This window comes from Methylobacterium sp. OAE515 (genome assembly GCF_041806315.1).
In the GTDB taxonomy this organism is placed as follows: domain Bacteria; phylum Pseudomonadota; class Alphaproteobacteria; order Rhizobiales; family Beijerinckiaceae; genus Methylobacterium; species Methylobacterium tardum.
In genome coordinates this window covers 5,062,314-5,087,217 of the sequence record NZ_JBGMUV010000001.1, presented here as the reverse complement: position 1 = coordinate 5,087,217, position 24,904 = coordinate 5,062,314, and the positions used below count along the sequence as shown (strand labels likewise).

Here is a 24,904-nt window from a genome sequence, read left to right as displayed (position 1 = left end):
GCTCAGACCGGGGCGGGCGAGAAGCCGTCCGGGCAGGCCGGCTCCTGGCGGCCAGACCGGCGGTCCGCCACGTAGTCGAGGGTGCTGGCCACGACACGCTCGGAATAGGGTTTCGCGATCACGCCGATCGCGCCCGCGAAGTCGTTCGGGATGCGCTTGGCGTTCGCGGTCATGAACACCACGGTGGTGCGCTGGTCGGCGGAAAGCGCCCGGGCGACCTCGATACCCGTCGGGCCGTCGACCAGGTGGATGTCCACCAGGGCGACATCGGGCGCCGTGGACCGGCCCATCGCGATGGCTTCGGCCGCGTTGCCGGCGACGCCGACCGTCACGTGCCCGAGGTCGTCCAGCAGGCTCTCGAGTTCGAGCGCGATGAGGGCCTCATCCTCGACCACGAGGATGCGGAGCGCGGTTTCCGCGGCGGCGTTCCCGGTCCCCATGCGCTCTCCGATTCCCGGCTTCGCGGCCGCTGAGCTTGAAATGTCCGCGCGGATTTCTCAAGCCGCGGGTTGCAGCGGGATGTCGATCTCCACGGTCGTACCGGGACCGGCATCCGACCACGCGATGGTTCCGCGCATCTGCCGGACGACCATCTCCACCAGATTCCGTCCGAAACCGGCCGGGTTGGGGGGCGCTGCCGCGAGGCCGACCCCGTCATCCCGGATGGTCAGGTGCATGCCGCCTTCGTTGCGGCGGGCTACAATAGAGACACGGCCCTCGCGCTCGTCCGGGAAGGCGTGGCGCAGGGCATTCGCGGTCAGCTCGTGGATGAGCAGGGCGAGGGGCGCCGCCATCGCGGCCGCGACCGCGATCGGCTCGACATCGGCCTCGACCCGGAGGTGATCCGGGTCCAGCCCGGCATTCATGTCGGCGAGGAACTCGGCCGCGAAGTCCCCGAGATTGAAATGCGTGATGTCGCCTTCGGAGTAGAGCATCCGGTGGGCGGTCGACAGCGCGCCGATGCGTTCGGCCATGCTCTGAAGCGCGTCGCGTGCCTCGCCCTCCGGCGTCCTGCGGGCCTTCAGCAGCATCAGCGAGGAGATCACCTGCAGGTTGTTCTTCACCCGGTGATCGACCTCATGGAGCAGCGCCGTCTTCTGCTCCAACGCCGCGCTGAGGTCATGGGTACGCGCGCTGACGAGGCGCTCCAACTGATCGTTGGTGCCGCGCATGGTGACTTCCATCTGGTGGACATGGGTCATGTCCGCCTGGGCGGCGTAGAAGAAGGCCACGCCTTCCGCGTCGGAGACCGGCGTGATGGTCATCGCATTCCAGAACGCCGTGCCGTCCTTCCGGTAGTTGAGCAGCTCGACCGAGATCGGCTCCGCGGCCCGAACCGCGTTGCGGATCCGGTCGACCGTGGTCCGGTCCGTGGCTGGCCCCTGCAGCATGCGGCAATTGCGTCCGACAATCTCCTCCGCGGCGTAGCCGGTCGCCTGGAGGAATGCGTCGTTCGCCCAAGCAATCGGGTTGTCGGGCGCGCGGGCGTCGGTGATCACCATGGGTGATGGGCTGCGCGCAAACGCATCGACCAACGTCGCGGGCGGTGGACTGGGCTCGGGTCGGGCACTCAACTCGGTATTCCACACTCAGGCGGCGTCAACCGTTCGTCCTGCGGCACCTCGATCGCGCCGCGCCGCGCGGGACGTGGGCGCCGCGTTAAGCAAGCTTCGATCAAGATTGAGGCAAAAGACATCACAATCCAGCGAAATTCCATGCGGCGTAAGGCTGCCACGATTTCGCGGGATCAAGGCCACGAAGGCTCAGGAGTTCCATGCCATGGCCATCCAGCCACAGGCGACGCGCCGTTTCCGGCTCCGCGACATCGTCGAGGATCGGCGCATCATGCTGATGCTCGCCCTCGGGTTCTCCTCGGGCCTGCCGCTGCTGCTCGTCCTCGGGACGTTCACGCTCCGGCTCGCCTTCTCGGATATCGACGTGCGCGCCATCGGCCTGTTCAGCTACGTGGCACTGCCGTACTCGCTGAAATTTCTCTGGGCGCCCGCGATCGACCGCCTCACCGTGCCGGTCCTCGGCGCGCGCCTAGGACGCCGCCGCGCCTGGATGGTAACGACACAAGCGGCCGTCGCCCTGTGCCTCGTCCTGATGGCCTTCTCCGACCCGAAGACCAGCCTCGCGCTCCTCGGCCTCGGGGCGTTCCTAGTGGCGTTCTGCGCGGCCAGCCAGGACGTGGTGATCGACGGCTGGCGCATCGACGCGGCCGGCAGCGACTTCCAGGGCATCCTGGCGGCGACATCGAACCTCGGCTACCGCCTCGGCCTGATCACGGCCGGGGCCGGGGCGCTGTTCATCGCCTCCGCTGGGGGCTGGACCCTGGCCTACCTGATCATGGCCGCGCTGATGCTGGTCGGGATGATCGCCGCCCTGCTGGCCCCGTCCTTCGACACGGCCCGCGCTGCCCAGACGGAGACACCGGCCCGTTCCCGATTCTGGTCGATGCGCCGCGCCGTGCTGGAGCCGCTGACCGAGTTGCACGCGCGCTTCGGCGGCGCGCTCTGGGGCATCCTGCTGCTGGTGGCGCTCTATCGCCTGCCGGACTTCCTGTCCGGCGTCATGGCGAGCCCGCTCTATCGGACGCTGGGCTTCGACCTGAAGGAGATCGCCACCGTCACCAAGCTCTACGGAATCTGGATCGGGATCGCGGGCGGCTTTGCCGGCGGCTGGGCGCTGGCCCGGCTCGGACTGTTCCCGACCCTGCTTCTGGGCGCCTTCCTGGCCGCCTCCTCGCACCTGGCCTTCGCTTGGCTCTCGGCCGGACCGGCCGACCTATGGCGGCTGACCGTGGCCATCTCCATCGAGAATTTCTGCGGCTCCTTCGCAGGGATCGTGCTGATCGCCTACATGTCGAGCCTCACCAGCGCGGCCTACGCGGCGACGCAGTACGCGCTGTTCTCCTCCCTGTACGCGCTGCCCGGCAAGCTCGTCGCGGGCTCATCGGGCTTCGTCGTCGCGGCGATCGGCTACCCGGCCTTCTTCGTGATGACCTCCCTGGTGGGCATCCCGGTGTTGGCGCTCTGTCTCGCGGTCGGACGCCGCAGCGGCCGTCCGGCCGCGAAACCCGCGTCGCGCGAGGCCGACGAGGCGGGGAACCGCATCCCGGGGCCCGAACTTCCTTCCACGGCGCGCGCGCCGGGTGCGGCGTGAGCGGGATCAATCCAGGAATTCGCGGATGAGCACGAGCGACCTCACCCTCGCCGGCGAGACGCTGCCGGCAGCGGCCCCAGAGACGGTCCTGAGCGACGCGGATTTGGCGGCCCTGCGTCGGGCCGTTCAGGTCCTGGAGCGCCCGAGCCTCGCGGCCCGCCTCTCCGCGGCGGCGGGCGCCCCGCTCGACATCATCGGCCGCTCGCTGCCCGCCCCGGTCACAGATGCGGTCGGCCGCAGCACCGAGGCCGCCATGCGCGGCGCGATGCGCGTCGCCCTGGCCACGCTCCCGCGCAAGGAACTCGTTCCGGCTGAAGGCGGGGACCTCGGCTCGACCGCCGGGAAGATCGAGGGCCGGCTCGCGCGGCTGCTCGGGTCGGGTGAGGCCAAGCACAAGGCGATGGCGGCCCTTTCCGGGGCGGTCGGCGGAGCCTTCGGGCTCACGACGCTGGCCGTCGAGCTGCCGGTCTCCACCACCCTGATGCTCCGCTCCATCGCGGAGATCGCCCGCGAGGAGGGCGAGGATCTGGGAACGCCCGAGGGTGCGCTCGCCTGCGTTCAGGTCTTCGCGCTGGGCGGCCGCACCGCTGCCGAACCGAAGGAGGGCTCGCCGCTGACCGAGAGCGGCTACTTCGCGGTCCGGGCTGCCCTCGCCAAGACGCTGGCGGAAGCGGCCCGCTACGCCGGCAGCAAGACCCTGCTCGATCAATCTGCCCCCGCGCTGATCCGCTTCACCGCGCAGATCGCGGCGCGGTTCGGCCTCGTGGTCTCGCAGAAGGTTGCAGCGCAGGCCGTGCCGATCCTAGGCGCTTTCGGCGGCGCGGCGGTCAACACCGCCTTCATGAACCACTTCCAGGGGACCGCGCGGGCGCATTTCACCGTCCGGCGCCTGGAGCGGACCTACGGGGCCGCCGCCGTCCGAGCCGCCTACGAGGTCGAGAAGGCCGCCCTCGGCATCGCTTGATAAGCCGGCTCAAAATCCGCAAGGATCGTCCGCTTTCGCACATGGCGGATGATGGGAGGCGGACCTGATCGGCAACGCGGAGATGGTGGCCCGGCTGGCGCTGGCGGCACTGTTCGGCAGTGTGATCGGCCTGGAACGCGAGCGCCTGCTCTGGGCGGCGGGTCTGCGGACCCACATGCTGGTCTGCGTCGGTTCGTGCCTGATCATGCTGGTCTCAGCCTTCGGCTTCGCCGACGTGCTCGGGACCGACCATGTCGTGCTCGACCCGTCCCGTATCGCCGCACAGGTGGTGTCCGGCATCGGCTTCCTCGGGGCCGGCACGATCCTGCTGCGCGGCGAGGTCGTGAAGGGCCTGACCACGGCTGCCAGCCTCTGGGGCGTGGCGGCGATCGGGCTCGCCATCGGCAGCGGGCTCTACGTGCCGGCGCTCGCCGCCACGGCGCTGATTGTCGGCATCCTGGCCGGGGTGAAGCCTTTCGAGGAGCGCTGGCGCGACCGGATGCGGGCCCAGACCCTGCGGCTCACCGCGCGCAAGGGTGCGCTGTCGATCGACACCCTGCAGGCGGCGACCGGCGAGCGCGCCTCGCGGGTGCGGACCTTCACGGTCCGCCCGAGCGCCGACCCAGAGTTCGACGAAGTCACCGTGACCTTTGTCCGCCTGTCCCGCACGAGCTTCGAGGCGATCGCCTCGAAGTTGCGGGCCATGCCCGACGTGACGGCCGCAGAGGAGGCGGACGAATGACCGGGGAGCCGGCTCACGCCGCGCCGGCACCCTCGCCATCGAGGAACAGGCGGTAGGCCGGGTTCTCGGTCTCGTCCGTGGCCGGGTAGCCGAGCGCCTCGACGACCGCGTCGAACCGGGCCCGTTCGCCCGGCGACACCGCGATGCCGGCGAGCACCCGGCCGTAATCGGCGCCGTGGTTGCGGTAATGGAACAGCGTGATGTCGAAGTCCGGGCCCAACGCCTCGAGGAACTTCATCAGCGCGCCCGGCCGCTCCGGGAACTGGAAGCGGAACAGCCGCTCGTGCGCGACCCCGACGGCCCGGCCGCCGACCATGTAGCGGACATGGACCTTGGCCATCTCGTTGTCGCTCATGTCGAGGACCCGGTAGCCGGCCTCGCGCAGGGAGCCGATCAGCGCCTGCTTCTCGCGCTTGCCCCCGCTGACGTTGATGCCCACGAAGATCTGCGCCTCGGCGCCGGGGGCGTGGCGGTAGTTGAACTCGGTGACGGCGCGCGGACCCAGCGCCTGGATGAAGGCCCGGTAGGCGCCGGGCCGCTCCGGGATCGTCACCCCGATCAGGACTTCCCGCTGCTCGCCGATCTCCGCCCGCTCGGCGATGTGACGCAGGCGGTCGAAGTTGAGGTTGGCACCCGACGAGATGGCGATCAGCGTGCCGTCGCCGCCCTCGCGCTCGGCATAGAGCTTGGCGCCGGCCAAGCTCAGCGCGCCGGACGGCTCGGACACGGCGCGGGTATCGTCGAAGATATCCTTGACGGCCGCGCACATGGCGTCGGTGTCGACGGTTATGACCTCGTCGAGATGCTCGCGGCAGAGCCGGAAGGTCTCCTCGCCGGCCTGACGCACGGCGACGCCGTCGGCGAACAGGCCGACGGAGGGCAGGCTGACCCGCGTGCCGGCGGCCAGTGCCGCAGCCATGCAGGCGGCATCCTCGGGCTCGACGCCGATCACCTTCGTGCCGGGCCGCAGGTACTTCACGAAGGTCGCGATGCCGGCGGCCAGGCCGCCGCCGCCCACCGGCACGAAGATCGCCTCGATCGGTCCGGTATGCTGCTCCAGGATCTCCTTGCCGATCGTGCCCTGGCCGGCGATCACGTCGGGATCGTCGAACGGGTGCAGGAAGGTCAGGCCCTGCTCGGCCTCGAGGATCTTGGCCTGGGCCAGCGCCTCATCGAAGGCGTCGCCGTGCAGCACCACCTCGGCACCGCGGGCCCGGCAGGCATCGACCTTGATGGAGGGCGTGGTCCGCGGCATCACGATCACCGCCCGGGCGCCGAGCTTGGCGGCGGCCAGCGCCACGCCTTGCGCGTGGTTGCCCGCCGAGGCGCAGACCACGCCGCGGGCGATCTGGTCCGCGCTCAGGCCGGACATCTTGTTGTAGGCGCCCCGCAGCTTGAACGAGAAGACCGGCTGCAGATCCTCGCGCTTGAGCAGGACCCGTCGGCCCAGCCGCTGCGTGAGGCGCGGCATCGCGTCGAGCGGGCTCTCGATCGCCACGTCGTAGACGCGGGCGGTGAGGATCTTGCGGATGTAGTCCGTCACGGTGTGGGGTCTCGGCCGATCTGCGGGGCTATGCCGGCCCAATAGACCCTCCGGCCCGCGGATGCGAGCGCGCACCCCTGGCGCAGATCAGCCCAGCCGCTCGATCAGCGCCGCCACCCAGACCAGCAGCGCCGCCATCTGAGCCATGAAGGTGCCGGCGGAGGCAAGGTCCTTCACGGTGCCGATCATCGGATGGTGGCCCGGATGGACGTGGTCGCAGAGCTTCTCGACGGCGGTGTTGAGGAACTCGGCGGCCAGCATCAGCAGCAGGCTGACCATCAGCGCGACGCGCACCCACAGCGTCGCGCCGAGCAGAAGGGCGACCGGCACGCCGAGCGCCAGCAGGACCAGTTCCTGCCGCACGGCCCGCTCGGTGCGCGCCCCGTGGCGCAGGCCGCGCCAGGAATTGAGGAAGGCGAGGACCAGGGCGTTCATCGGGCCGCCTCCGGCACGGAGCGGCTGATCCACTTGGCGAGCAGCGGGCCGGTGAGCAGCACCACGAACAGGCGCAGCGTCTGCACCGCCAGCACGAAGGACACGTCGGCCTTCGAGCCGACCGCGATGATCGCCACGGAATCGAGACCGCCGGGGCTCGTCGCCAGCACCGCGGTCAGCAGATCGATCGGCAGCAGCAGGGTCAGCCCAAAGCCCCAGGCGGCGCACAGGGCGATCACCGAGAACGTCGCCGCCAGGATGCCTGGCAGGGCCGTGAAGGTCAGCCGCAGGGTCTCGCGGGTGAAGCGCAGGCCGACATAGACGCCGATGCAGGCGTAGGCGAGTTCGAGGAGCGGTACCGGCAGCGCCATGCGCACGAGCCCGGTAGCGTGGAGCAGGCTGCCGAGCACCATCGGGCCGACCTGCGCGCCGGCCGGGACCCGCAGGGCGAGCGCCGCCCCGGCGCCAACAACGGCGACTGCGAGCGTCGCCAGGAGGGAGAGCGGCCCGGTCACCTCGCCGGCCCCCGCGGCGGCACCCGGAACAGGAGCCTCCATCAGGAAGCGCGCCGCCAGGGAGGCCGAAAACACCACGGCGGCGACACGCACATACTGCATGAAGGCGACGAGGCGCGGATCCGCGCCGAAATCCTCGGCCATCGCCACCATGGCGGAGGCGCCGCCCGGAGAGGAACCCCAGGCGGCCGTGGTCCCGGGCAGGACCCGCAGCCGGGTGAGAATCCATCCGACGAGGCCGCTGACCGCGACGGTCACCAATACGACCGCGACGATGAGCGGTCCGTCCTCCAGCAGGGTCTGGGCGATCTGGCCCGTGACGGCGTGGGCGACGAGGCAGCCGATGGCCGCCTGCGAGGCCTGGAATGCGGCGCGGGGCACGCGCAGGCGCGAGCCGCCGACCCCGAACGCAATGGCGCCGATCATCGGCCCGAGCAGCAGTGCGGCCGGAAACTGCGCGCGCACCAAGCCGTAGGAGATGAGCGCGGACGCAGCGATGAGGGCGGCCCAGAGGCCGAGTGTGCGGGGAGAGAGCAAGGCGACCGACGAGGAGGTGCCCGCAAGGACCGTCGGGCGTCAGGCGCGCTATAGCGCAATCTTGGCCCTGTCGCGGCAGAGTTTCGGCACGCCGGCCGTGCGCGTCCGTCAGGGCTCTTGGCTCAAGGATCCTGCGTCAGGGCCGCGAAGGCTTTGTCGAGGCGCGCCCGGGCATCGGTCAGGCTCTGGCGCCGGCTCTCGAGCCAGCCCCGGTCCGCCTCCAGCCGCGCCCGGGCGACGCCGAGCATGCGCCGGATCTCGGCGGGCTGCGGTCCGCCGAGGCCCTTGGCGGCATCGATCATGCCCCGCGCCGACAGCGCCGCCCGGAAGCGGGCCTCGTCGAGGGGCAGCTCCGGCTTCAGCCCGGACCCGGCGGCGGCCTCGGCGTAGATCTTCTGCACCTCCGGGAAGGGGAGATCGGCCGGGCGCAGGTCGTGGCCGCGGCCGTAGCTCACAAGTTCGGACGCGAAGTGATGGCCGAGCCGGAACGGCACGTCCGCCTCGCGCTGGAGCGTGTCGGCGAGTTCGGTGGTCGTCGCGTAATCCGCCGCGACCTCGTCGGCGGCCCGCGCCCGGTCCACGACCAGCCCGTCCAGCACGCGGGTCCAGCGCCGGCACATCTCGGTGGCCTCGGCGAGGGTCCGGCCCGGCGGCTCGGCCTGGTTGCGCTTGTAGTCCGGCATGCCCGAATCGACGTTGTGCGCCATGATCACGAAGGCCTGCGCGGCACCGACGACGTCGCTCGCTTTCATCCGCAGCCCGTAGAGCGCCACCGGATTGCGCTTCTGCGGCATGATGCTGCTCGGGCCCGTCAGCGCACCCTCGCGCAGCAGGATCCACGGCCGGGTCTGGTGATACTGCGCGTAGAGATCCTGCGCGAAGCTTCCCGCGGTGGTGGCGAGATTCGCCGCGAGCCCGGTCAGTTCCAGGCCCATATCCAGCGGCGCGAGCTGGCCCGCGTCGTAGCTGTTCTCCACGGGCGCATCGAAGCCGAGCAGTTCCGCCAGGCGCTTGCGATCCACCGGAAAGCTCGACGTCCCGAGCGCCGCCGCGCCCAGGGGCGAGAGGTTCAGGCGCGCCCAGGTCTCGCGCAGGCGGTCCGCGTCGCGCGCGAGCGCCCCTGCATAGCCGAGGAGATAGTGGCCGAGGGTCGTCGGCTGGGCCTGCACGCCGTTGGTGTAGGCGGGGATGATCGTATCCGCCTCGCGCTCCGCCACCGTGAGCAGGGCCGCCCGGGTCGCATCCAGGGTCTCGGCCAGGGCGAGGAGGCGGTCGCGCTGCTCCAGCTTCAGCACCGTCGGGATGATGTCCTGGCGGCTGCGGCCGGAATGCATCCGCGTGGCGTCCGGACCGGCGATGGCGGTGATCAGCGGCTCGATCCGCAGGTAGTCGTCCGGACGCTCGGCCCCCGGCTTGGCGCCATCGGCGGCGACCTGATCGAGGGCGCGGGCGATGGTCGCCCCAAGGCTGCGCGGGACGATGCCGGTCTCAACCGTCATTACCAGCGAGGCGCGGTCGATCGCGTCGATGCGGGCGAACGTGTCTCGGGGCTCGGCGCGGGCACCGGGGGCGAGCAGCGCCAGAATCGCCCAGATCGTCGTGCGCCGCATCAGTCAGCTCCGTGGGTTTCGCGAAGGCCTGATAGACCGTTTTCTCGCCTCGTTCCTATTCACACCCTCTTGTTGAGGTGCTGCGTGAGCCGCCGCGAAGGAGGGTGTCGTCGGGAAGGCCATGCGCGTCGCCTGATCGGCCGGAACGCAGCGTCTCACGCCACAGCATCCCCGTCGCGGCAGGCCGCCGTGCCCGGGGGCGCATGCGCGCGAAAGAACGCGGCGAGGTTCGCCAGTCCGGCGGCGCGCGGGTCGCTCGCCCGCCAGACCAGCGCGATGGTCCGCCCCGGCCCGTCGACGTCGAAGGCCCTGGTCACGGTCAGCCCGGTCGGATCGGGGCCGGAGGGCACGGCGAGGGCCGGGAGCAGCGTGTAGCCCGCACCCGCCGCCACCATCGAGCGCAGGGTCTCCAGGCTCGTGGCGTGCCGTCCGACCGATGAGCCGGCGCCGCAGGCCGCGATCGCTTGATCGCGCAGGCAATTGCCCTCGTCGAGGAGCAACAGGTCCGGCCCGGCGATCTCCGTCGCCGAGAGTGCGCCGCCCCGGGCGAGGGCGTGCTCGGCCGGGCAGGCCAGCCAGAACGGCTCGACGAAGAGCGGCGAGACGGCGAGCCCGTGCAGCGGCAAAGGCAACGAGATCAGCGCCGCATCGATGCGGCCGTCGCGCAGGCCCTCGACGATCTCGGCGGTGCGCGATTCGGACAGCGACAGCATCAGCAGCGGGTACTGCTCGCGCAGCGGACGCAGCACCAGCGGGAAGAAGTAGGGCCCCAAAGTCTGGATCGCCGCCAGGACCAGCCGCCCCGTCAGCGGCGAGCCCCGTCCCTCGCTGGCGAGCGCCAGCAGACGCTGCGCCTCCGACAGGACCACCCGCGCTTGCCGGACGATTGCCTGCCCGGCCTCCGTCAGCAGGACCCGCCGATTGGAGCGCTCGAACAAAGTCAGGCCCAGCGCGGTTTCCAGCTTACGGACCTGCACGCTGAGGGTCGGCTGGCTCACGTTGCAGCGCTCGGCGGCCCGGCCGAAATGCCCCTCGTCCGCCACGGCGACGACGTATTCAAGGTCGCGGAGCGACAAGCCGGCGAGATTCATAGGCTGCGCCTATCACAACCTTTGCGACGATGCATTTGCCTCGGGGTCACGCCGGGGTCATAACCATTCACCAGAACGGTTCCAGGTTGGCCTCGTCGTCTGCCGAGAGCCTTCGAAATGGAGAGACGGAACGCATGAGCGATCAACGCCCGATCCTGACCACCCGCCAGGGCCATCCGGTCCGCGACAACCAGAGCACCCGCACGGTCGGCGAGCGCGGCCCGGCGACGCTCGAGAACTACCAGTTCATCGAGAAGATCACGCATTTCGATCGCGAGCGGATCCCGGAGCGCGTCGTCCACGCCCGCGGCGCCGGCGCCCACGGCTACTTCGAGGCCTACGGCAAGATCGGCAACGAGCCGGCCTCCAAGTACACCCGCGCCCGCGTGCTGAACGAGACCGGTGTGAAGACGCCGATGTTCGTGCGCTTCTCGACCGTCGCCGGCGCCAAGGAGAGCCCGGAGACGGAGCGCGACCCGCGCGGCTTCGCGGTCAAGTTCAAGACCGTCGACGGCAATTGGGACCTCGTGGGCAACAACCTCAAGGTCTTCTTCATCCGCGACGCGATCAAGTTCCCCGACATGATCCACGCGTTCAAGCCGGATCCGGTGACGAACCGTCAGGAGGCGTGGCGCTTCTTCGACTTCGTGGCCCAGCACCCCGAAGCCATCCACATGGTGACGCACCTCAAGTCGCCGTGGGGCATCCCGGCCAATTACCGCGAGATGGAAGGCTCGGGCGTCAACACCTACAAGCTGGTTAACGACCAGGGCGAGGCGGTGCTGTGCAAGTTCCACTGGATCCCCAAGCAGGGCGTCCGGAACCTGACCTCGCAGCAGGCGTCGGAGATCCAGGCCAAGGATGTCGGTCACGCGACCCGCGATCTGTACGACAACATCAAGGCCGGCAATTTCCCCGAGTGGGAATTTGCCGTGCAGATCATGCCGGACGGCCCGAACGATCACCTGTCGTTCGATCCGCTCGACGACACGAAGCTGTGGCCGGTGGACCAGTTCCCGCTGCTGCCCTGTGGCCGGATGGTCCTCGACCGCGTGCCGGACAACTTCTTCGCTGAGGTCGAGCAGTCGGCCTTCGGCACCGGCGTGCTGGTCGACGGCATCGACTTCTCGGACGACAAGATGCTGCAGGGCCGGACGCTGTCCTACTCGGACACGCAGCGCTACCGCGTCGGCGCCAACTACCTGCAGCTGCCGATCAACGCGCCGCAGCCCGGCGTGAAGGTCTATTCCAACCAACGGGACGGCCAGATGACCTACGGGGTCGACGGCACCGGTCCGAACAAGCACATCAACTACGAGCCGTCGACGCTGGCCGAGGGCCTGCGCGAGGCGCCCAAGCCCGCCAAGGACTACCATCAGCCGGTCCAGGGCAATCTCGGCCGGTATCAGACCTCGCGCACCGAGGACGATTACACCCAGGCGGGCGTGCGTTACCGGTCCTTCGAGGATTGGGAGCGCGAGGACCTGATCGCCAACCTGGTCGGCGACATGAAGCAGTGCCCGGAGCCGATCCAGCTGCGGATGGTCTGGCACTTCTGGCACGCCGACGAGGATTATGGCCGCCGCGTTGCCGAGGGTGCCGGTATCGATCTGGAGAAGGCCAAGGCCCTGCCGCCGCTGCCGGGCCGCGCCGCCCCGGGCAAGCGTCTGCAATCAGAGACCTACTCGGACGGCTCGCAGGCTCATAAGGTCGCCGCGGAGTAAGCCTCGCGGTCTCGACCGCCTGAAGAATGCCCCGCGCGGTCACCCGGCCGCGCGGGGTTCTTGTTTGGAGACGGGGCGAGGGCGGCGATGGCGAGTCTCGTGCACCACGGCCCGGGGCCGGACGCCGTCATCGGCGGGATGCGGATCACGTATCTGGCGCGCAGCGACGAGACGGCCGACGGCCTCGGCATCTATCGGGTCGACATGGATCCGCATGCGCCGGGCGCCGGGCTTCACCGCCACGCCCGGCTGACCGAGACCTTCGCGGTCGAGGCAGGCCGGCTCGCGCTCCGCGTCGACGGTGCAGATCACGACCTCGGGCCCGGCGATTTCGCGCTGATCCCGCCCGGCGTCGCGCACGCCTTCGCCAATCGCGGCAACCGGCCGGTGCGCTTCACCCTGAGCTTCGCGCCGGCGCTGAGCCGCGAGGGCTTCTTCGACGGCTTGGCGCGGCTGGCCGCGGAAGGCCGCCTCGCGGATCAGGCCGCGATGACCGACCTGATGGCGCGCTACGATCAGGAACCGCTGGCCGGGTTTGCCGGCTGGAGCGAGGTCAGCGGCTGAGCCGATGCGCCGTTCGGCGCCGGCTCGACCGCGTTGACCTTGCGGTCGCGACCGGCGGCTTGACCGATCAGGATTGCCGCCGTGGCGATGCCGACGAACAAGGCCCCCGGCACGCCCCAGCCGCCCGTGGCGTCATGGGCAAGGCCGAAGACCAGCGGGCCCAGGCAGGCGCCGGTATAGCCGATGCCCTGCGCCATGGCCGAGAGGCCGGCGGCGCTGGCCGCGTCGGCGGCGCGGAGCACGATCAGGGTCAGCCCGAGGCCGAAGCAGCCGCCGATCCCGAAGCCCAGCGCGCCGGCAGCCGGGATGCGCAGCCAATCCGCCCCGAAGGCGAGGACCAGGAAGGCCGCGGCGGTGAGGCCCGGGATGGCGACGATCCAAGCCCGTTGATCCCGGGCGCGGGCGGCCAGCATGGCGGTCAGCAGCGCCCCGGGCGCCTGGACCAGCGTCGTGAGCGATGCGTAGAGCCCGGCATCGAGTGGACTGAGGCCGCGTCCCTGCAGGAGCAGCGGCAGCCAGCCGAACAGGATGTAGGCGAGCGACGATTGCAGGCCCATGAAGCCCGTCACCCACCAGGCCAGCGGGCTGCGGAGCAGCCGCCCGGCGGAGGGGGCCGCGCTGGACGCCGTCCGGCGGGCGAAGGGAATCCACAGGAAGGCGGCAGCGAGCGCCGGCAGCGACCAGATGGCGAGCGCCGAGGGCCAGCCGCCCGCGAGCGCGTGCTCCACCGGCACCGCCGCCCCGGCCCCGGCGGCCGCACCGAGGCAGAGGGTCATGGTGTAGAGGCCGGTCATCAGGCCGCCGCTGGCGGCGAAGTCGCGCTTCACCAGCGCGGGCAGCAGAACGTTGTCGAGCCCGATGCCGATGGCCGCGAGGGCCGTTCCGGCGAAGAGCGGTACCAGCCCGCCAAGGCCGCGGAGGGTGAGGCCGGCCGCCAGGATCGTCGAGCCGGCGAGGACCGCGAGGTCGGGACCGATCCGCCGGATCAGCGGCGCCGCCAGCGCGCAGGCGATGCCCAGGCACAGGACCGGCAATGTGGTGAGAATGGCGGCCCCGCCCGCACTCAGGCCGGTGCCGTCCCGGATGGTGACCAGCAGCGGGCCAACCGTGCTCAGTGCCGGCCGCAGGTTGAAGGCGACCAGCATCAGCGCGACGCCGAGCAGCAGCCGGCTCGACGTTGCGCGGCTCGGGGCGGCGCGGTTCGGGGTCACGGACGCCGCCGCGCGATGAGAGCGCCGCCGAGACAGGCGGCAAGCATCAGCGCGAACGCCGCGTCGCCGAACCGGCCGTACAGCGTACCGCCGGGGATCCGGGCAGGTAGGTCGGCATCGAGCCAGGTCTCCTCGTCGAGGGGCGTGCGGCCGAGGATGCGACCGTAGGGGTCGATCACCGCGGAGATCCCGGTATTGGCGTCACGGACAAGCGGTAATCCCTCCTCGACTGCGCGCAGGCGGGCCTGGGCGAGGTGCTGGCGCGGGCCCGGCGTGTCGCCGAACCACGCGTCGTTGGTCACATTCAGGATCAGTCCCGCCGGCTCCTGCGCCAGGGCCGCGTGGCCGGCGGGCAGGATCGCGTGCGGGAAGATCGCCTCGTAGCAGATCGTCGCCGCCACCGGCGGCAGGTCGGGCACCGACAGGATCCGCTGGGCGGCGAGGGAGCCCGGGGAGAAGCCGCCCGGGATCGCCACGAACTGGCGCAGGCCGAGCGCCCGAAGGGCGGCGTCGAGGGGCGCCGGCAGGTACTCGCCGAACGGGACGAGGTGGACTTTGTCGTAGCTGTCGGAGATCCGGCCGTCCGGCCCGATCACCATCACGGCGTTGAAGTAGCGCAGGCGCTCGCCGGGCAGGGGCTCCTCGGCGCGGGCCGCGCCGGTGATCAGGTGCTGCCCGGGCTTCAGGCCGGCTGCCACCTTGGCCAGGGCATCGGGATCGCGCTGGATCAGGAACGGAAAGGCCGATTCAGGCCAGACGATGTGGGTCGGCTCGGGCGCGCCGGCCTCCACGGGCCGCTGACTCAGCTCGATGTAGCGGTCGACGATGTCGGCCCGGTTCTCGGGCCTGAACTTGGCGTCCTGCGGCAGGTTGGGCTGGACGAGGCGCAGGCGAACCCCGGCCACGACCGGATCGGGCGGCCCAAGGCGCTCGACCCCATAGGCAGCCATGCCGGCGAGGAGGGCGGCGGCGGCGGCAGGCGGACCGAATCGGCCGAGCGGACGCGGGCCGGTGGCGAGCGTCGCGGGCGCGGCGCAGACGAGCACCGCCAGAATGGTCAGGCCGTAGAGCCCGATCAGCGCGGCTCCCTGCATGAGCCAGAGGTTCTGGGCGAGCGACATCCCGAGGGTGTTCCAGGGAAAACCCGTGAACAGGTGGCCGCGCAGCCATTCGGCGGCGGCGATCCCGAAGGCGAGGGCGGCGATCCGCGCCGCTCCAGGGCTCCATAGCAGGCCGGCGGCGCCGAAACCCGCGCCGTAGAATAGGCCGAGGGCGAAGGGGAGGCCGATCACGCCGAGCGGCAGGGCCCAGAGGAACTCGTCGGCCTCCACCAGGAAAGCCTGGCCCAGCCACCACAGGCCGGCGGTCAGATAGCCGAAGCCCCAGGCCCAGCCGATCAGGAAGCAGGGCCAGAACCGCCGCAGCGGGGTTTGGCCGGCCGCGGCGCCGTCCTGCAGCCAGACCGCAACCGTCAGCGACACGGCCAGAGCCGGCACGATGCCGTAGGGCGGCATCGCCAGGGCACCGAGCGCGCCGACGAGCCACGCGAGCCCGAGCCGGCGCCAGCCGGTCAGGCGCGCGATCGCCAGGACGGCGCCAGGCACGGCCGCGCGGCCGGGTTCAGGGTCCCGTACCGGCGCGCTCGGAACCGCAGCGGACCGTGCGTAGCCGTCCACCAACCGCGTCACGCCGGGACCGTCACAGATGCGGTGTCTCGGCGGCTGGCGGGTTCGAAGGCGGGGGCAGGGCGAGAGGCACCACGTTGCCGATCCGCGCCGCGCCCTTGTGGAAGCGCAGACGCTTGAGGCGGCGGGGATCGGCGTCGAGCACTTCGAATTCCAGATTGCCGGGTCCGGCGATCAGCTCGCCGCGGGACGGCACGCGGCCGACCAGGGTCACGATCATGCCGCCCAGCGTGTCGATCTCCTCGGCCATCTCGCCGACCGCGGCCGCGAGATCGACGCCGGTCGCCTCCGAGACCTCCGCCAGCGGCGTGCGCGCATCGGCCACGAAGACCTCGTCCTCGCCCTCGACGCGCTGGACCTGCTTGTCCTCCGCGACGTCGTGCTCGTCCTCGATGTCGCCGACCACCACCTCGATCAAATCCTCGATGGAGATCAGCCCGTCGGTGCCGCCATACTCGTCGATGACCAGCGCCATGTGGGTGCGGGTCGCCTGCATCCGCACCAGCAGGTCGATCGCCGGCATGGATGGCGGCACGAACAGCACCGGCCGTTGGATGCGAGCGGCCGCCAGGGTCGTCGACAGGTCGACCTTGCCGAGATCGAGGCTGCGCGGCAGACGCGCCGACGGCCGCCGCGGGCGCGCGGCGGCGGACACATCCGCGGCGCCATCCAGGGCCGTGTCGGCGGGTTTCGCCGCGACCGGCGGGCTGCGCCGGGACGGCTCGGCCTTGGCGGCGATGTGGTCGACGAGATCGCGGATGTGGACCATGCCGCGCGGGTCGTCGAGGGTCTCGCCGTAGACCGGAAGCCGCGAATGGCCCGCGGTGCGGAACAGCTTGAGCAGTTCACCGAGGCTGGTGTCGTTGGACACCGCGACGATGTCGGCCCGGGGGACCATCACGTCGTCGACGCGCACCTTGTGCAGGCCGAGGACGTTCTTGAGCATCACGCGCTCGAGCGGGGTGAGGCCGCTCTCACCGGCATCCGGCTCCGCGAGCGCCTCCTCGAGACCTTCGCGCAGGGAATCGCGCGGCTTGAGGTGCAGCGCCTGGAGCAGGCGATCGTACCAGGGCTCCCGGTTCTGGGATTCGCCCTCGGTGGAACTGGGCGCGGCCAGGGCCGCGCCGCGACTTCGATCGTTGGTCATGTCTCTCGGATCTGGGAGCGTTCGGGCGTCGTGCGCTCAGGCGTAGGGGTCCGGGATGCCGAGGGTCGCGAGTGCCGCGACCTCCAGGGCTTCCATGGCGTCGGCCTCGGCCTCGCCGATCTCGTGGTCCTGACCGAGACAATGCAGGGTGCCATGGACGAGGAGGTGAGCGAGGTGATTCTGGAGCGGCTTCGACTGCTCCGCACTCTCGCGCACCAGGGTCTCGTACGCAAGGACCACGTCGCCGAGGGGCGTCGCGGCTTCGTCATGCCGGGGCTGCCGGGCGGCCGGGAAGGACAGGACGTTGGTCGGCTTGTCCTTGCCGCGCCACGTCCGGTTGAGGTCCTGGACGGCGGCATCGTCCGTCAGCAGGACGCTGACCGCGACGGGGCCGTCGGGCTTCTCGGGGGCGATGGCGAGGCCGGCTTCCACGGCGCGCGCGACCAGGGCTTCGAGGCCGGGGATCGCGGTTTCCCACCGCGCGTCCTCGACGGCGAGATCGATCTCGTGCGGCATGCTCACGCCAGCGGCCGGCGCCGGGGATTCGGGTTGCGGTCGGCCTCGCCCTCGCCGTGCGCGGCGCGCTCGTAGGCGGTGACGATCCGGCGCACGAGGTCGTGGCGCACGACGTCGACGTCCTTGAACCGCACGCGCCCGATGCCCTCGACACCGTCGAGCACGTTCACGGCCTCGACGAGGCCCGACTTCTGGCCCGGCGGCAGGTCGATCTGGCTGGGATCGCCCGTGATGATCATGCGGGATCCCTCGCCCAGGCGGGTGAGAAACATCTTCATCTGCATCGAGGTCGTGTTCTGCGCCTCGTCCAGGAGCACCACCGCGTTGGTCAGGGTGCGCCCGCGCATGAAGGCCAGCGGCGCGATCTCGATCGTGCCGGTCTGCAGGCCCCGGTCGACATGGCGCGCCTCCATGAAGTCGTAGAGGGCGTCGTAGATCGGCCGCAGGTAGGGATCGACCTTCTCGCGCATGTCGCCCGGCAGGAAGCCCAGGCGCTCGCCGGCTTCGACGGCGGGACGCGACAGGATCAGCCGCTCGGCATGACCCTGCTCGAGCAGCGACACGGCATGGCCGACGGCCAGCCAGGTCTTGCCGGTCCCGGCAGGCCCCTCGGCGAAGACCAGCTCGTTGGTGCGCAGGAGCTTGATGTATGCGTCCTGCGCCTGGTTGCGCGCCCGCACGGCGCCGCGCTTACGGGTGGCGATCTGGTCGAAATGCGGCTTGTCGGCCTCGGCAGCGACCTCGGCGGCCGGGAACAGGGTCGCCTGGGCGGTGGCCTCGCGGATCGCGCCGTCCACGTCGCCGAGCGTCAGCGTGCTGCCGCCGGTGCGCACCCGGGCGTAGAGCTTCTGGAACACCCGCCGCGCGGTCTCCACCGCGTCGGCTGGCCCCTTGATGACGAGGTGGTTGCCGAGCGCCGTGGCAGTCACCTCCAGCCGGCGCTCGATATGGGCGACGTTCTGGTCGTACTGGCCGAAGACGAGGCTCGCGAGGCGGTTGTCGTCGAAGGTCAGCGGCACCTCGACCGCCTCGTCCGAGCCGGCCGGCCGCGCCGCCGGGCCGCGACCCCGCAGGGCGCCACGCGCGCCCGCACCGTCCGATGCGCTCAAGCCCTCATCCTCGCCATCTTCCTCTCCGTCACGCAGCCGCGGCCTCCGGGACAAGCTGCCCGAACAGGCTGTTGGAGCCCGACTTAATGATCCGCACAGGCACAACCTGTCCGATATGGTGAGACGCGGCGTCGAACTGCACCGCGAGCAGGTGCGGCGTCTTGCCCGCGACCTGCCCTGGATGCCGCCCGGGCTTCTCCACCAGCACGTCGAACACCTGGCCCTCGGCCGCCCGCTGGTAGGCGTGGCGCTGGCTGTCGAGAAGCGCCTGCAGCTCGGCGAGCCGGGCTGCCATCACGGCCTCCGGTACCTGATCGGTGCGGTCGGCGGCCGGCGTGCCGGGGCGCGGGCTGTACTTGAACGAGAACGCGCTCTCGAAGCCGACATCGCGCACGAGCCGCAGGGTCTCGGCGAAATCCGCGTCGGTCTCGCCGGGGAAGCCGACGATGAAGTCCGACGACAGGGCGATGTCGGGCCGCGCGGCCCGGACCCGGTCGATCAGCCGGCGATACGCGTCGCCGGTGTGCTTGCGGTTCATCGCGGCGAGGATCCGATCCGAGCCCGACTGCACCGGCAGGTGCAGGTAGGGCATCAGGGCCGGCACTTCGGCATGGGCCCGGATCAGCGCGTCGTCGAAGTCGTTCGGGTGGCTCGTCGTGTAGCGGATCCGCGCGATGCCGGGGATCCGGGCCACGGCGCGCACCAATTCGGCGAGCCCGACAGGGGCATGATCTGGGCCGTCCCCGTGATAGGCGTTGACGTTCTGGCCGATCAGCGTGATCTCGCGCACGCCCGCTTCGGCGAGCTTCTCGGCCTCGGCGAGCACGGCCGCGACCGGCCGCGAGACCTCGGCGCCGCGGGTGTAGGGGACGACACAGAAGGCGCAGAACTTGTCGCAGCCCTCCTGCACGGTGAGGAAGGCCGACGCCCCGAGGGTCCGCCGCCGAGGCAGATGGTTGAACTTGTCCTCGATCGGAAATTCGGTGTCGACGACGCGGCGCTCGCGGGACCGGGTCAGCAGGTCCGGCAGGCGGTGGTAGCTCTGGGGGCCGACCACGACGTCGACGGCGGGCTGGCGCGCCTGGATCTCGGCGCCCTCGGCCTGGGCGACGCAGCCGGCCACGACGATGCGCGTGTCGAGTCCCTTCGCCTTCCGCTCGCCTTTCAGGACGCGCAGGCGGCCGAGTTCGGAATAGACCTTCTCGGCGGCCTTCTCGCGGATGTGGCAGGTGTTGAGGACCACGACATCCGCATCCTCGACCGCGTCGGTCGCCATGTAGCCCTCAGCGCCGAGGACGTCGGCCATGCGGGCCGCGTCGTAGGCGTTCATCTGACAACCGTAGGATTTGACGAAAGCCTTCTTCAACGCGCGCCGTCCTGAACCAGTCCGCTTTGATCCTCACGGCCGCCCCGCGAGGGCAGGCCGGCGGTGGCCTGTAGCACGGATCGCACGGGCCGTCGCGGAGGATGGACATTTGGGGAGCGGCGATCGCGGAGCCGTCGGCTTGGGGGTGCGCGGAACCAATTCACCCCGTCATCCCGGGGCCGCATAGCGGAGCCCGGGAACCATAATCACCGCCGTGGCAAGTCCTCGCACCGACGGCGGCTCTGGATTCTGGGCCCTGCTTCGCTGTCCCGGAATGACGTGGTGACAGGGCGAGGAAACCGGGCGGGGATCCGTCTTGCGAAAACGTTTCTGCTCCCGGGCAGTCACGCCGGCCGCCCGTGAGCGACCGGCGTGACCCGTTTTGCTTCAGTGGGCTGCCGGCGCCGCCGTGGGCAGGTCGATGACCATGTTCTGGAAGAACGGCACGTAGGCCTGCAGCATCACGAACAGGCCGACGAGGCAGGCGAGCGCGATCGAGTGCCAGAACACGAAGCGCAGGATCTTGCCCTCTTGGCCGAAATAACCGGTGGCCGTGGACGCGACGACGATCGACTGGGCGTCGATCATCTTGCCCATCACGCCGCCCGACGAGTTCGCTGCCGCCATCAGCACGCCCGAGAGGCCGAGCTGCTCGGAGGTGATCCGCTGCAGGCCGCCGAACAGCACGTTCGAGGCCGTGTCCGAACCTGTGAGCGCCACGCCGAGCCAGCCGAGCAGCGTCCCGAAGAACGGGTAGAGGATGCCGGTGCCCGCGAAGGCGAGACCAAGCGTGGCATCGACGCCCGCGTAGCGGGTGAGGACGCCGAGCGCGAGCATCGCCGAGATCGTGATCAGCGAGTAGCGGAGGGCCCAGATCGTCTCGAAATAGGCCGTCACAAGGCGCAGCGGCGAGAAGCGCATGATCAGGCCGGAGATGATCGCGGCGATCAGCACGCCCGTGCCGGTGAACGACATGTAGGTGAACAGGAAGACCGCGCTTTCGGGAGCCGGCTTCGGCACCACCGGCGGCACCTTCATAATCACGTTGTGCAGGCCCGGCACCTCGTACTTCCAGGTGAAGAGCGGGTTGACGATGCCCTTGAACCAGCCGGTTCCCCAGACCGCCACGATGACCGAGAGGACGATCCACGGCACCCAGGCCATCAGGATCTCGCCCTGCGACGCCGTGCGGGCACCAACATGAACCGGGGGCGTGCCGGGCACGCCGGCGCCGAGCGCAACCGGACGGGGACCGGCCACGGCCAGCGACGGATCGTGGCCGCGCAGAGCCGGCGAGGTCCAGATCTCGCGGGGCTGCCAGACTTTCAGGAACAGGACCAGCGCGAGCATCGAGGCGAGCGAGGCGCCGATGTCGACGATCCACGGGTTCACGTAGTTCGAGATCAGGAACTGCGCGACCGCGAAGGTGGCGCCGCAAACCAGGATCGGCGGCCACACCCGGATCATGCCGCGGAAGCCCGCAAACACCCAGATCAGCCAGAACGGCACGATTAGCGAGAACAGCGGCAGCTGCCGGCCGATCATCGCGCCGAGGATCTCGGGCGGGTAGCCAGTCACCGAGGCGAGGCCCTGGATCGGAGCGCCGAGCGCCCCGAATGCGACCGGGGCGGTGTTGGCGATCAGCGACAGGCCCGAGGCGGCGAGCGGCGAGAAGCCGAGGCCGATCAGGATCGCGCCGGTGACGGCCACCGGCGTGCCGAAGCCGCCCGCACCCTCGAAGAAGGCGCCGAATGCGAAGGCGACCAGGAGCAGTTGCAGGCGCCGGTCAGCCGTGATTCCGGCGACCGATTGCTGCAGGATCGCGAACCAGCCCTTCTCCACCGTCAGCCGGTAGAGGAAGATGACGTTGAGGATGATCCAACCGATGGGGAAGAAGCCCGTGACCATCCCGAGGATGGCCGCCCGGGTGGCGAGTTCGGTCGGCATACCGAAGCCGACGATGGCGACCAGCATGGCCAGGCCGAGGGCGATGACGGCCGCGATGTGGGCTTTCACGCGCCCGCTGGCGATCATGGCGAGCAGTGCGATGACCGGCACTGAGGCGGCGATCGTCGAGAGCCAAGCGCTCCCGAACGGATCGTAAACCTGATTCCAGGTTTGCAACGGGCGTCCTCCACAATTCCCGACTGTTCCGGGTTGCGGCCTAGCTAGCAGAGCGGTTCAGCCCGCTCAATGCGCTGCATCATGTATTTCGAGGCCATTTCTACGGAGCTTCGCAGGTACAACCGGATCTAGACACCGGGTTCAGTACGGCCTCTGCCCCTGATCACCGCAAGCGCGGACCTGCTCGGGCACGCGCATCTTGGCCAAACGACAGCTGTCGGCTTTGCTGTAACCTTCGATTGCGACGCGTCGAAAGCCCGGAAGTGCTGCAGGAGCGGCACGATTTTCGAGGGTTACGACATGCGCAGCTGGATCCGTCTCTCCTCCGCCACCCTGCTCGCCGCCGTGGTTGCCGCAGCGCCGGCCCTTGCCGCGGAGGGCCAGGGCCAGGACGCCATGAGCAGGAACGCCATGAGCAAGGACAGCATGGCCAAGGACTCGATGCACAAGGGCAGTTCGGGGAAGCCTGATGCGATGGGAAAGACCGACGCGATGGACAAGAATACCATGAGCCGGAGTGACGGTTCGAAGAAGTAGCGCCGCGCAAGCGCGACGGGAGCAGGTGCGGTCGGAGGACACTCCGGCGCGTCTCGACCTGCCGTGTCGGGCGGGAGGGGGAGCCCGCGCGCAGCGTCAACGTGTGGCCCGCCGGCCCCGGTCAGATCGGCGCGACCTCAGCGCCGCGCAGGCCGAGGTCGGAGGACGCCGGCCTGGTGCCCGGCGCGGGCGCATTGTCTCCGGTCGCCGCACCGACGCCCCGCAGGGCGGCCCGCACCTCGGCCTCGGCGGCGGCCGTGGCCGCCTTCCTGTCGGTGCTGGCCTCGAAGGCGATCGGCGCCCCCCAAACCACATGCACGTCGATGGGACCGCCCTGCACGAAGGCGGCGACGTGCGGCGCGAGCTCCATGTCGCCGTACCAGGCGATGTCGACGCGCTCGGCGCGCGTCACCGGAAGGCCGTTGCGTCGGGGATAGGTGATCGCCAACGGCTGAAGGCGGACCCGACCGCGGCCGGCCTCGGCCTGCAGGGCAGCCCGGGCCGCGCCGACCAGGGAGGAGCGGAACGGCAGGAGCCGGGTGCCATCGCCGGTCGTACCTTCGGCGAACAGCACCACCAGCTCGCCTTCGGCCAGGCGATGTCCTATCGCCGTGCTGACCGCGGCCGTCGCGCCGCGCCGCTGCCGGTCGATGTAGATCGTGCGCTGCAGCGCCGCGAGCGCGCTGATCACCGGCCAGCCGGCGATCTCCGACTTCGCCACGAAGGAGAGCGGGCGCAGCGAGCCGATCGCGACGATGTCGAGCCAGGACACGTGGTTGGCGAGCACCAGAGCCGCCTCGCCGGAGGCGGGCGGCGTCCCGCTCTGCGTCACCCGGACCGAGAACAGGCGCAGGAACACCCGGTGGAACAGGATCGGCGCCAGGGTCGCGCGGCGGCCCAGGAACCGCAGGGCCAGCCAGTGCGGCGGTCCCAGGACCGCGAAGGCGAAGGCGAGGGCCGCGACGCGCCAAGCGATGCCGAAACGGCTCACGGCGTCACAGGTCGGCGCTCATCGTCAGCGCGGTCGCCCGGCTGCCGTCGGCCTTGAGGTAATAGCCGGTGCGCGCACCGACCTGCCGGAAGCCGTTGCGGGCGTAGAGCCGCAACGCCGGGGCGTTGCCCTCGTCCACCTCCAGATGGACCCGCGCGACGCCGGCGAGCGCGAGGCTCGACAAGTGCTCGCGCAAGAGCTTGCGGCTGTGTCCGCCGCCGCGGAGCGCCGGAGACAGCACGACCGTCAGGATCTCCGCTTCGTCGGCCGCTCGACGCGAGAGCACGAATCCCTGCAGAGTCCCGGTCCGCCATAGGCCGTGTGCCTGGGTCGAGCGCTCGCAGAGCATCCGCTCGAACTCATGCGCATCCCAGGGCCGGGCGAAGGCCGTGGCGTGCAGCCGGGCGAGGGCAGGGGCCTGCGCGGCGTCCGTCAGCGGCGCCACGTAGGGCTCCGGGGTCAGCGCGTCCCACCACGCGAACCACCAATCGAAGGGCCAGAACGGAAGCGGACGCGTCATCGCCGGGCGATCCGCGCGTGGTCCTGGGGCCGCGCATCGGGGCCGCGCAGGTAGAGGGGACGCGCCAGCGCCTGAGCCGGATCGGCCACGAGGCCGAGCGATGCGACGGCGGCGATATCCGGGCCGCCGACACCGGCGACACGGGTGGTCACGCCGCGCTCGGCTAACGCGGTCGCGAGGATCGGCGCTCCAGACCCGGTCAGGACCACCGGCCCGCGTCCGAGCCGCTCGGCGGCCTCTTCGACCGCCAGATGAGCGGGCGCCAAGCCCTCGCCGTGACCCAGCGCCTGGACGTAGACGGCCCCGTGCCGGGCATCGATCGCGGCCGCGATGGTCCCCTCGAAGGTCTCGGCCAGAAGCGGCGCGAGCAGCGCCGAGAGCGTGCCAACACCGACGACAGGCTTTCCGGTCGAGAGCCCGATGGCTCGGGCGGCCGAGAGGCCGACACGCAGTCCGGTGTAGCTGCCCGGTCCGACCGTGACGGCGACGCGATCGATCGCCGCGAAACCACCTTCCACACGGGCGATGACCCGCTCGATCAGCGGCAGCAGGGATTCGGCGTGGCCCCGCGCCATCGGGAGCGTCTCGGCGGAGAGCGGCGCCTCGGCATCGTCTGCCGTTACGCAGGCGGCGCAATGGTCCAGCGCCGTGTCGATGGCAAGAATACGCACGCTCACTCCCGCATGCCGGTCCGGACCGGCCGCCGCCTCCCTGCGGCCCCGAGGGGCGCGAAGAGTCTCAAGCGTTAGAGCAAAACGGCCGTCCCGTCAGCGTCGCGGCGGCGGCAGCACCTGCATCTGCGGTGGAG

General features: G+C 70.6%; 23 protein-coding genes. 6 read left to right on the top strand and 17 right to left on the bottom strand.

Translation table 11 applies throughout. The annotated features are described in order from the left end of the window. Nucleotides 1–2: 2 nt before the first annotated feature. Entirely contained in the window at nucleotides 3–440 is a 438-nt protein-coding gene (locus tag ABIE45_RS24855; protein ID WP_192708978.1) for a response regulator, read from the bottom strand. A 57-nt stretch (nucleotides 441–497) separates the two neighbouring features. Beyond that, nucleotides 498–1,535, bottom strand: coding sequence for a histidine kinase dimerization/phosphoacceptor domain -containing protein (locus tag ABIE45_RS24850; protein ID WP_373622901.1), 1,038 nt, complete (start codon nucleotides 1,533–1,535; stop codon nucleotides 498–500). Nucleotides 1,536–1,779: 244 nt separating this feature from the next. Here ABIE45_RS24850 and ABIE45_RS24845 point away from each other — a divergent pair, with 244 nt between their 5' ends. The 3 genes from ABIE45_RS24845 to ABIE45_RS24835 all read left to right on the top strand — a co-directional run bounded on the left by ABIE45_RS24845 (nucleotide 1,780) and on the right by ABIE45_RS24835 (nucleotide 4,871). Next, nucleotides 1,780–3,165: an MFS transporter gene (locus ABIE45_RS24845; RefSeq protein ID WP_192708976.1), complete on the top strand. Its 1,386-nt coding sequence runs from the start codon at nucleotides 1,780–1,782 to the stop codon at nucleotides 3,163–3,165. A gap of 25 nt (nucleotides 3,166–3,190) precedes the next feature. Further along, entirely contained in the window at nucleotides 3,191–4,129 is a 939-nt protein-coding gene (locus ABIE45_RS24840) for an EcsC family protein (protein WP_192708975.1), read from the top strand. A gap of 82 nt (nucleotides 4,130–4,211) precedes the next feature. After that, nucleotides 4,212–4,871 carry an MgtC/SapB family protein gene (locus ABIE45_RS24835; protein ID WP_192708974.1) on the top strand — a complete coding sequence of 220 codons (660 nt, stop codon included), beginning with the start codon at nucleotides 4,212–4,214 and terminating at the stop codon, nucleotides 4,869–4,871. A 13-nt stretch (nucleotides 4,872–4,884) separates the two neighbouring features. Here ABIE45_RS24835 and ilvA read toward each other — a convergent pair whose 3' ends face one another. The 5 genes from ilvA to ABIE45_RS24810 form a co-directional block, all read right to left on the bottom strand. Then, nucleotides 4,885–6,414, bottom strand: coding sequence for a threonine ammonia-lyase, biosynthetic (gene ilvA / locus ABIE45_RS24830; RefSeq protein WP_192708973.1), 1,530 nt, complete (start codon nucleotides 6,412–6,414; stop codon nucleotides 4,885–4,887). Nucleotides 6,415–6,501: 87 nt separating this feature from the next. After that, nucleotides 6,502–6,849: a diacylglycerol kinase gene (locus ABIE45_RS24825; protein WP_192708972.1), complete on the bottom strand. Its 348-nt coding sequence runs from the start codon at nucleotides 6,847–6,849 to the stop codon at nucleotides 6,502–6,504. Beyond that, nucleotides 6,846–7,901: an AbrB family transcriptional regulator gene (locus ABIE45_RS24820; protein WP_192708971.1), complete on the bottom strand. Its 1,056-nt coding sequence runs from the start codon at nucleotides 7,899–7,901 to the stop codon at nucleotides 6,846–6,848. Before ABIE45_RS24820 ends, ABIE45_RS24825 begins: the two co-directional genes overlap by 4 nt. A gap of 122 nt (nucleotides 7,902–8,023) precedes the next feature. After that, nucleotides 8,024–9,511 carry an argininosuccinate lyase gene (locus ABIE45_RS24815; RefSeq protein ID WP_192708970.1) on the bottom strand — a complete coding sequence of 496 codons (1,488 nt, stop codon included), beginning with the start codon at nucleotides 9,509–9,511 and terminating at the stop codon, nucleotides 8,024–8,026. 155 nt (nucleotides 9,512–9,666) lie between these two features. Next, nucleotides 9,667–10,602: a LysR substrate-binding domain-containing protein gene (locus tag ABIE45_RS24810; protein WP_192708969.1), complete on the bottom strand. Its 936-nt coding sequence runs from the start codon at nucleotides 10,600–10,602 to the stop codon at nucleotides 9,667–9,669. A 134-nt stretch (nucleotides 10,603–10,736) separates the two neighbouring features. Between ABIE45_RS24810 and ABIE45_RS24805 the strand changes: the two genes are divergently transcribed. Both ABIE45_RS24805 and ABIE45_RS24800 read left to right on the top strand, forming a co-directional pair. Next, a complete protein-coding gene (locus ABIE45_RS24805; protein ID WP_192708968.1) occupies nucleotides 10,737–12,326 on the top strand; it encodes a catalase in 1,590 nt (529 codons plus the stop codon). An 87-nt stretch (nucleotides 12,327–12,413) separates the two neighbouring features. Next, nucleotides 12,414–12,890: a cupin domain-containing protein gene (locus tag ABIE45_RS24800; RefSeq protein ID WP_192708967.1), complete on the top strand. Its 477-nt coding sequence runs from the start codon at nucleotides 12,414–12,416 to the stop codon at nucleotides 12,888–12,890. Here ABIE45_RS24800 and ABIE45_RS24795 read toward each other — a convergent pair. The 7 genes from ABIE45_RS24795 to ABIE45_RS24765 all read right to left on the bottom strand — a co-directional run bounded on the left by ABIE45_RS24795 (nucleotide 12,842) and on the right by ABIE45_RS24765 (nucleotide 22,048). Beyond that, nucleotides 12,842–14,101, bottom strand: coding sequence for an MFS transporter (locus tag ABIE45_RS24795; RefSeq protein ID WP_373622615.1), 1,260 nt, complete (start codon nucleotides 14,099–14,101; stop codon nucleotides 12,842–12,844). The two genes, ABIE45_RS24800 and ABIE45_RS24795, sit on opposite strands and share 49 nt — an antisense overlap. Further along, nucleotides 14,098–15,777, bottom strand: coding sequence for an apolipoprotein N-acyltransferase (lnt, locus tag ABIE45_RS24790; protein ID WP_373622900.1), 1,680 nt, complete (start codon nucleotides 15,775–15,777; stop codon nucleotides 14,098–14,100). Before lnt ends, ABIE45_RS24795 begins: the two co-directional genes overlap by 4 nt. A 22-nt stretch (nucleotides 15,778–15,799) precedes the next feature. Next, complete coding sequence (locus tag ABIE45_RS24785) at nucleotides 15,800–16,933, bottom strand: hemolysin family protein (protein ID WP_192708965.1); 1,134 nt, start codon at nucleotides 16,931–16,933, stop codon at nucleotides 15,800–15,802. Nucleotides 16,934–16,969: 36 nt separating this feature from the next. After that, nucleotides 16,970–17,449: an rRNA maturation RNase YbeY gene (gene ybeY / locus ABIE45_RS24780; RefSeq protein ID WP_192709074.1), complete on the bottom strand. Its 480-nt coding sequence runs from the start codon at nucleotides 17,447–17,449 to the stop codon at nucleotides 16,970–16,972. Between the two features lie 2 nt (nucleotides 17,450–17,451). Continuing rightward, nucleotides 17,452–18,558 carry a PhoH family protein gene (locus tag ABIE45_RS24775; RefSeq protein ID WP_192708964.1) on the bottom strand — a complete coding sequence of 369 codons (1,107 nt, stop codon included), beginning with the start codon at nucleotides 18,556–18,558 and terminating at the stop codon, nucleotides 17,452–17,454. Between the two features lie 28 nt (nucleotides 18,559–18,586). Further along, nucleotides 18,587–19,924 carry a tRNA (N6-isopentenyl adenosine(37)-C2)-methylthiotransferase MiaB gene (gene miaB, locus ABIE45_RS24770; RefSeq protein WP_192708963.1) on the bottom strand — a complete coding sequence of 446 codons (1,338 nt, stop codon included), beginning with the start codon at nucleotides 19,922–19,924 and terminating at the stop codon, nucleotides 18,587–18,589. Between the two features lie 387 nt (nucleotides 19,925–20,311). Then, nucleotides 20,312–22,048 (bottom strand): L-lactate permease, encoded by a 1,737-nt coding sequence (locus tag ABIE45_RS24765; protein WP_192708962.1) that lies wholly within the window; start codon nucleotides 22,046–22,048, stop codon nucleotides 20,312–20,314. 300 nt (nucleotides 22,049–22,348) lie between these two features. Between ABIE45_RS24765 and ABIE45_RS24760 the strand changes: the two genes are divergently transcribed. Then, entirely contained in the window at nucleotides 22,349–22,585 is a 237-nt protein-coding gene (locus ABIE45_RS24760) for a pentapeptide MXKDX repeat protein (protein WP_192708961.1), read from the top strand. Between the two features lie 121 nt (nucleotides 22,586–22,706). On the opposite strand, the gene ABIE45_RS24755 is transcribed toward ABIE45_RS24760, so the two are convergent. From ABIE45_RS24755 to tsaB, 3 genes are read right to left on the bottom strand one after another with little or no spacing between them, the layout of a single operon-like run. Then, nucleotides 22,707–23,576: a lysophospholipid acyltransferase family protein gene (locus ABIE45_RS24755; RefSeq protein ID WP_192708960.1), complete on the bottom strand. Its 870-nt coding sequence runs from the start codon at nucleotides 23,574–23,576 to the stop codon at nucleotides 22,707–22,709. Between the two features lie 4 nt (nucleotides 23,577–23,580). Beyond that, on the bottom strand, nucleotides 23,581–24,096 hold the full coding sequence (locus ABIE45_RS24750; protein WP_192708959.1) for a GNAT family N-acetyltransferase: 516 nt from the start codon (nucleotides 24,094–24,096) through the stop codon (nucleotides 23,581–23,583). Then, complete coding sequence (gene tsaB / locus ABIE45_RS24745) at nucleotides 24,093–24,767, bottom strand: tRNA (adenosine(37)-N6)-threonylcarbamoyltransferase complex dimerization subunit type 1 TsaB (protein WP_192708958.1); 675 nt, start codon at nucleotides 24,765–24,767, stop codon at nucleotides 24,093–24,095. Before tsaB ends, ABIE45_RS24750 begins: the two co-directional genes overlap by 4 nt. Nucleotides 24,768–24,904 lie beyond the last annotated feature (137 nt).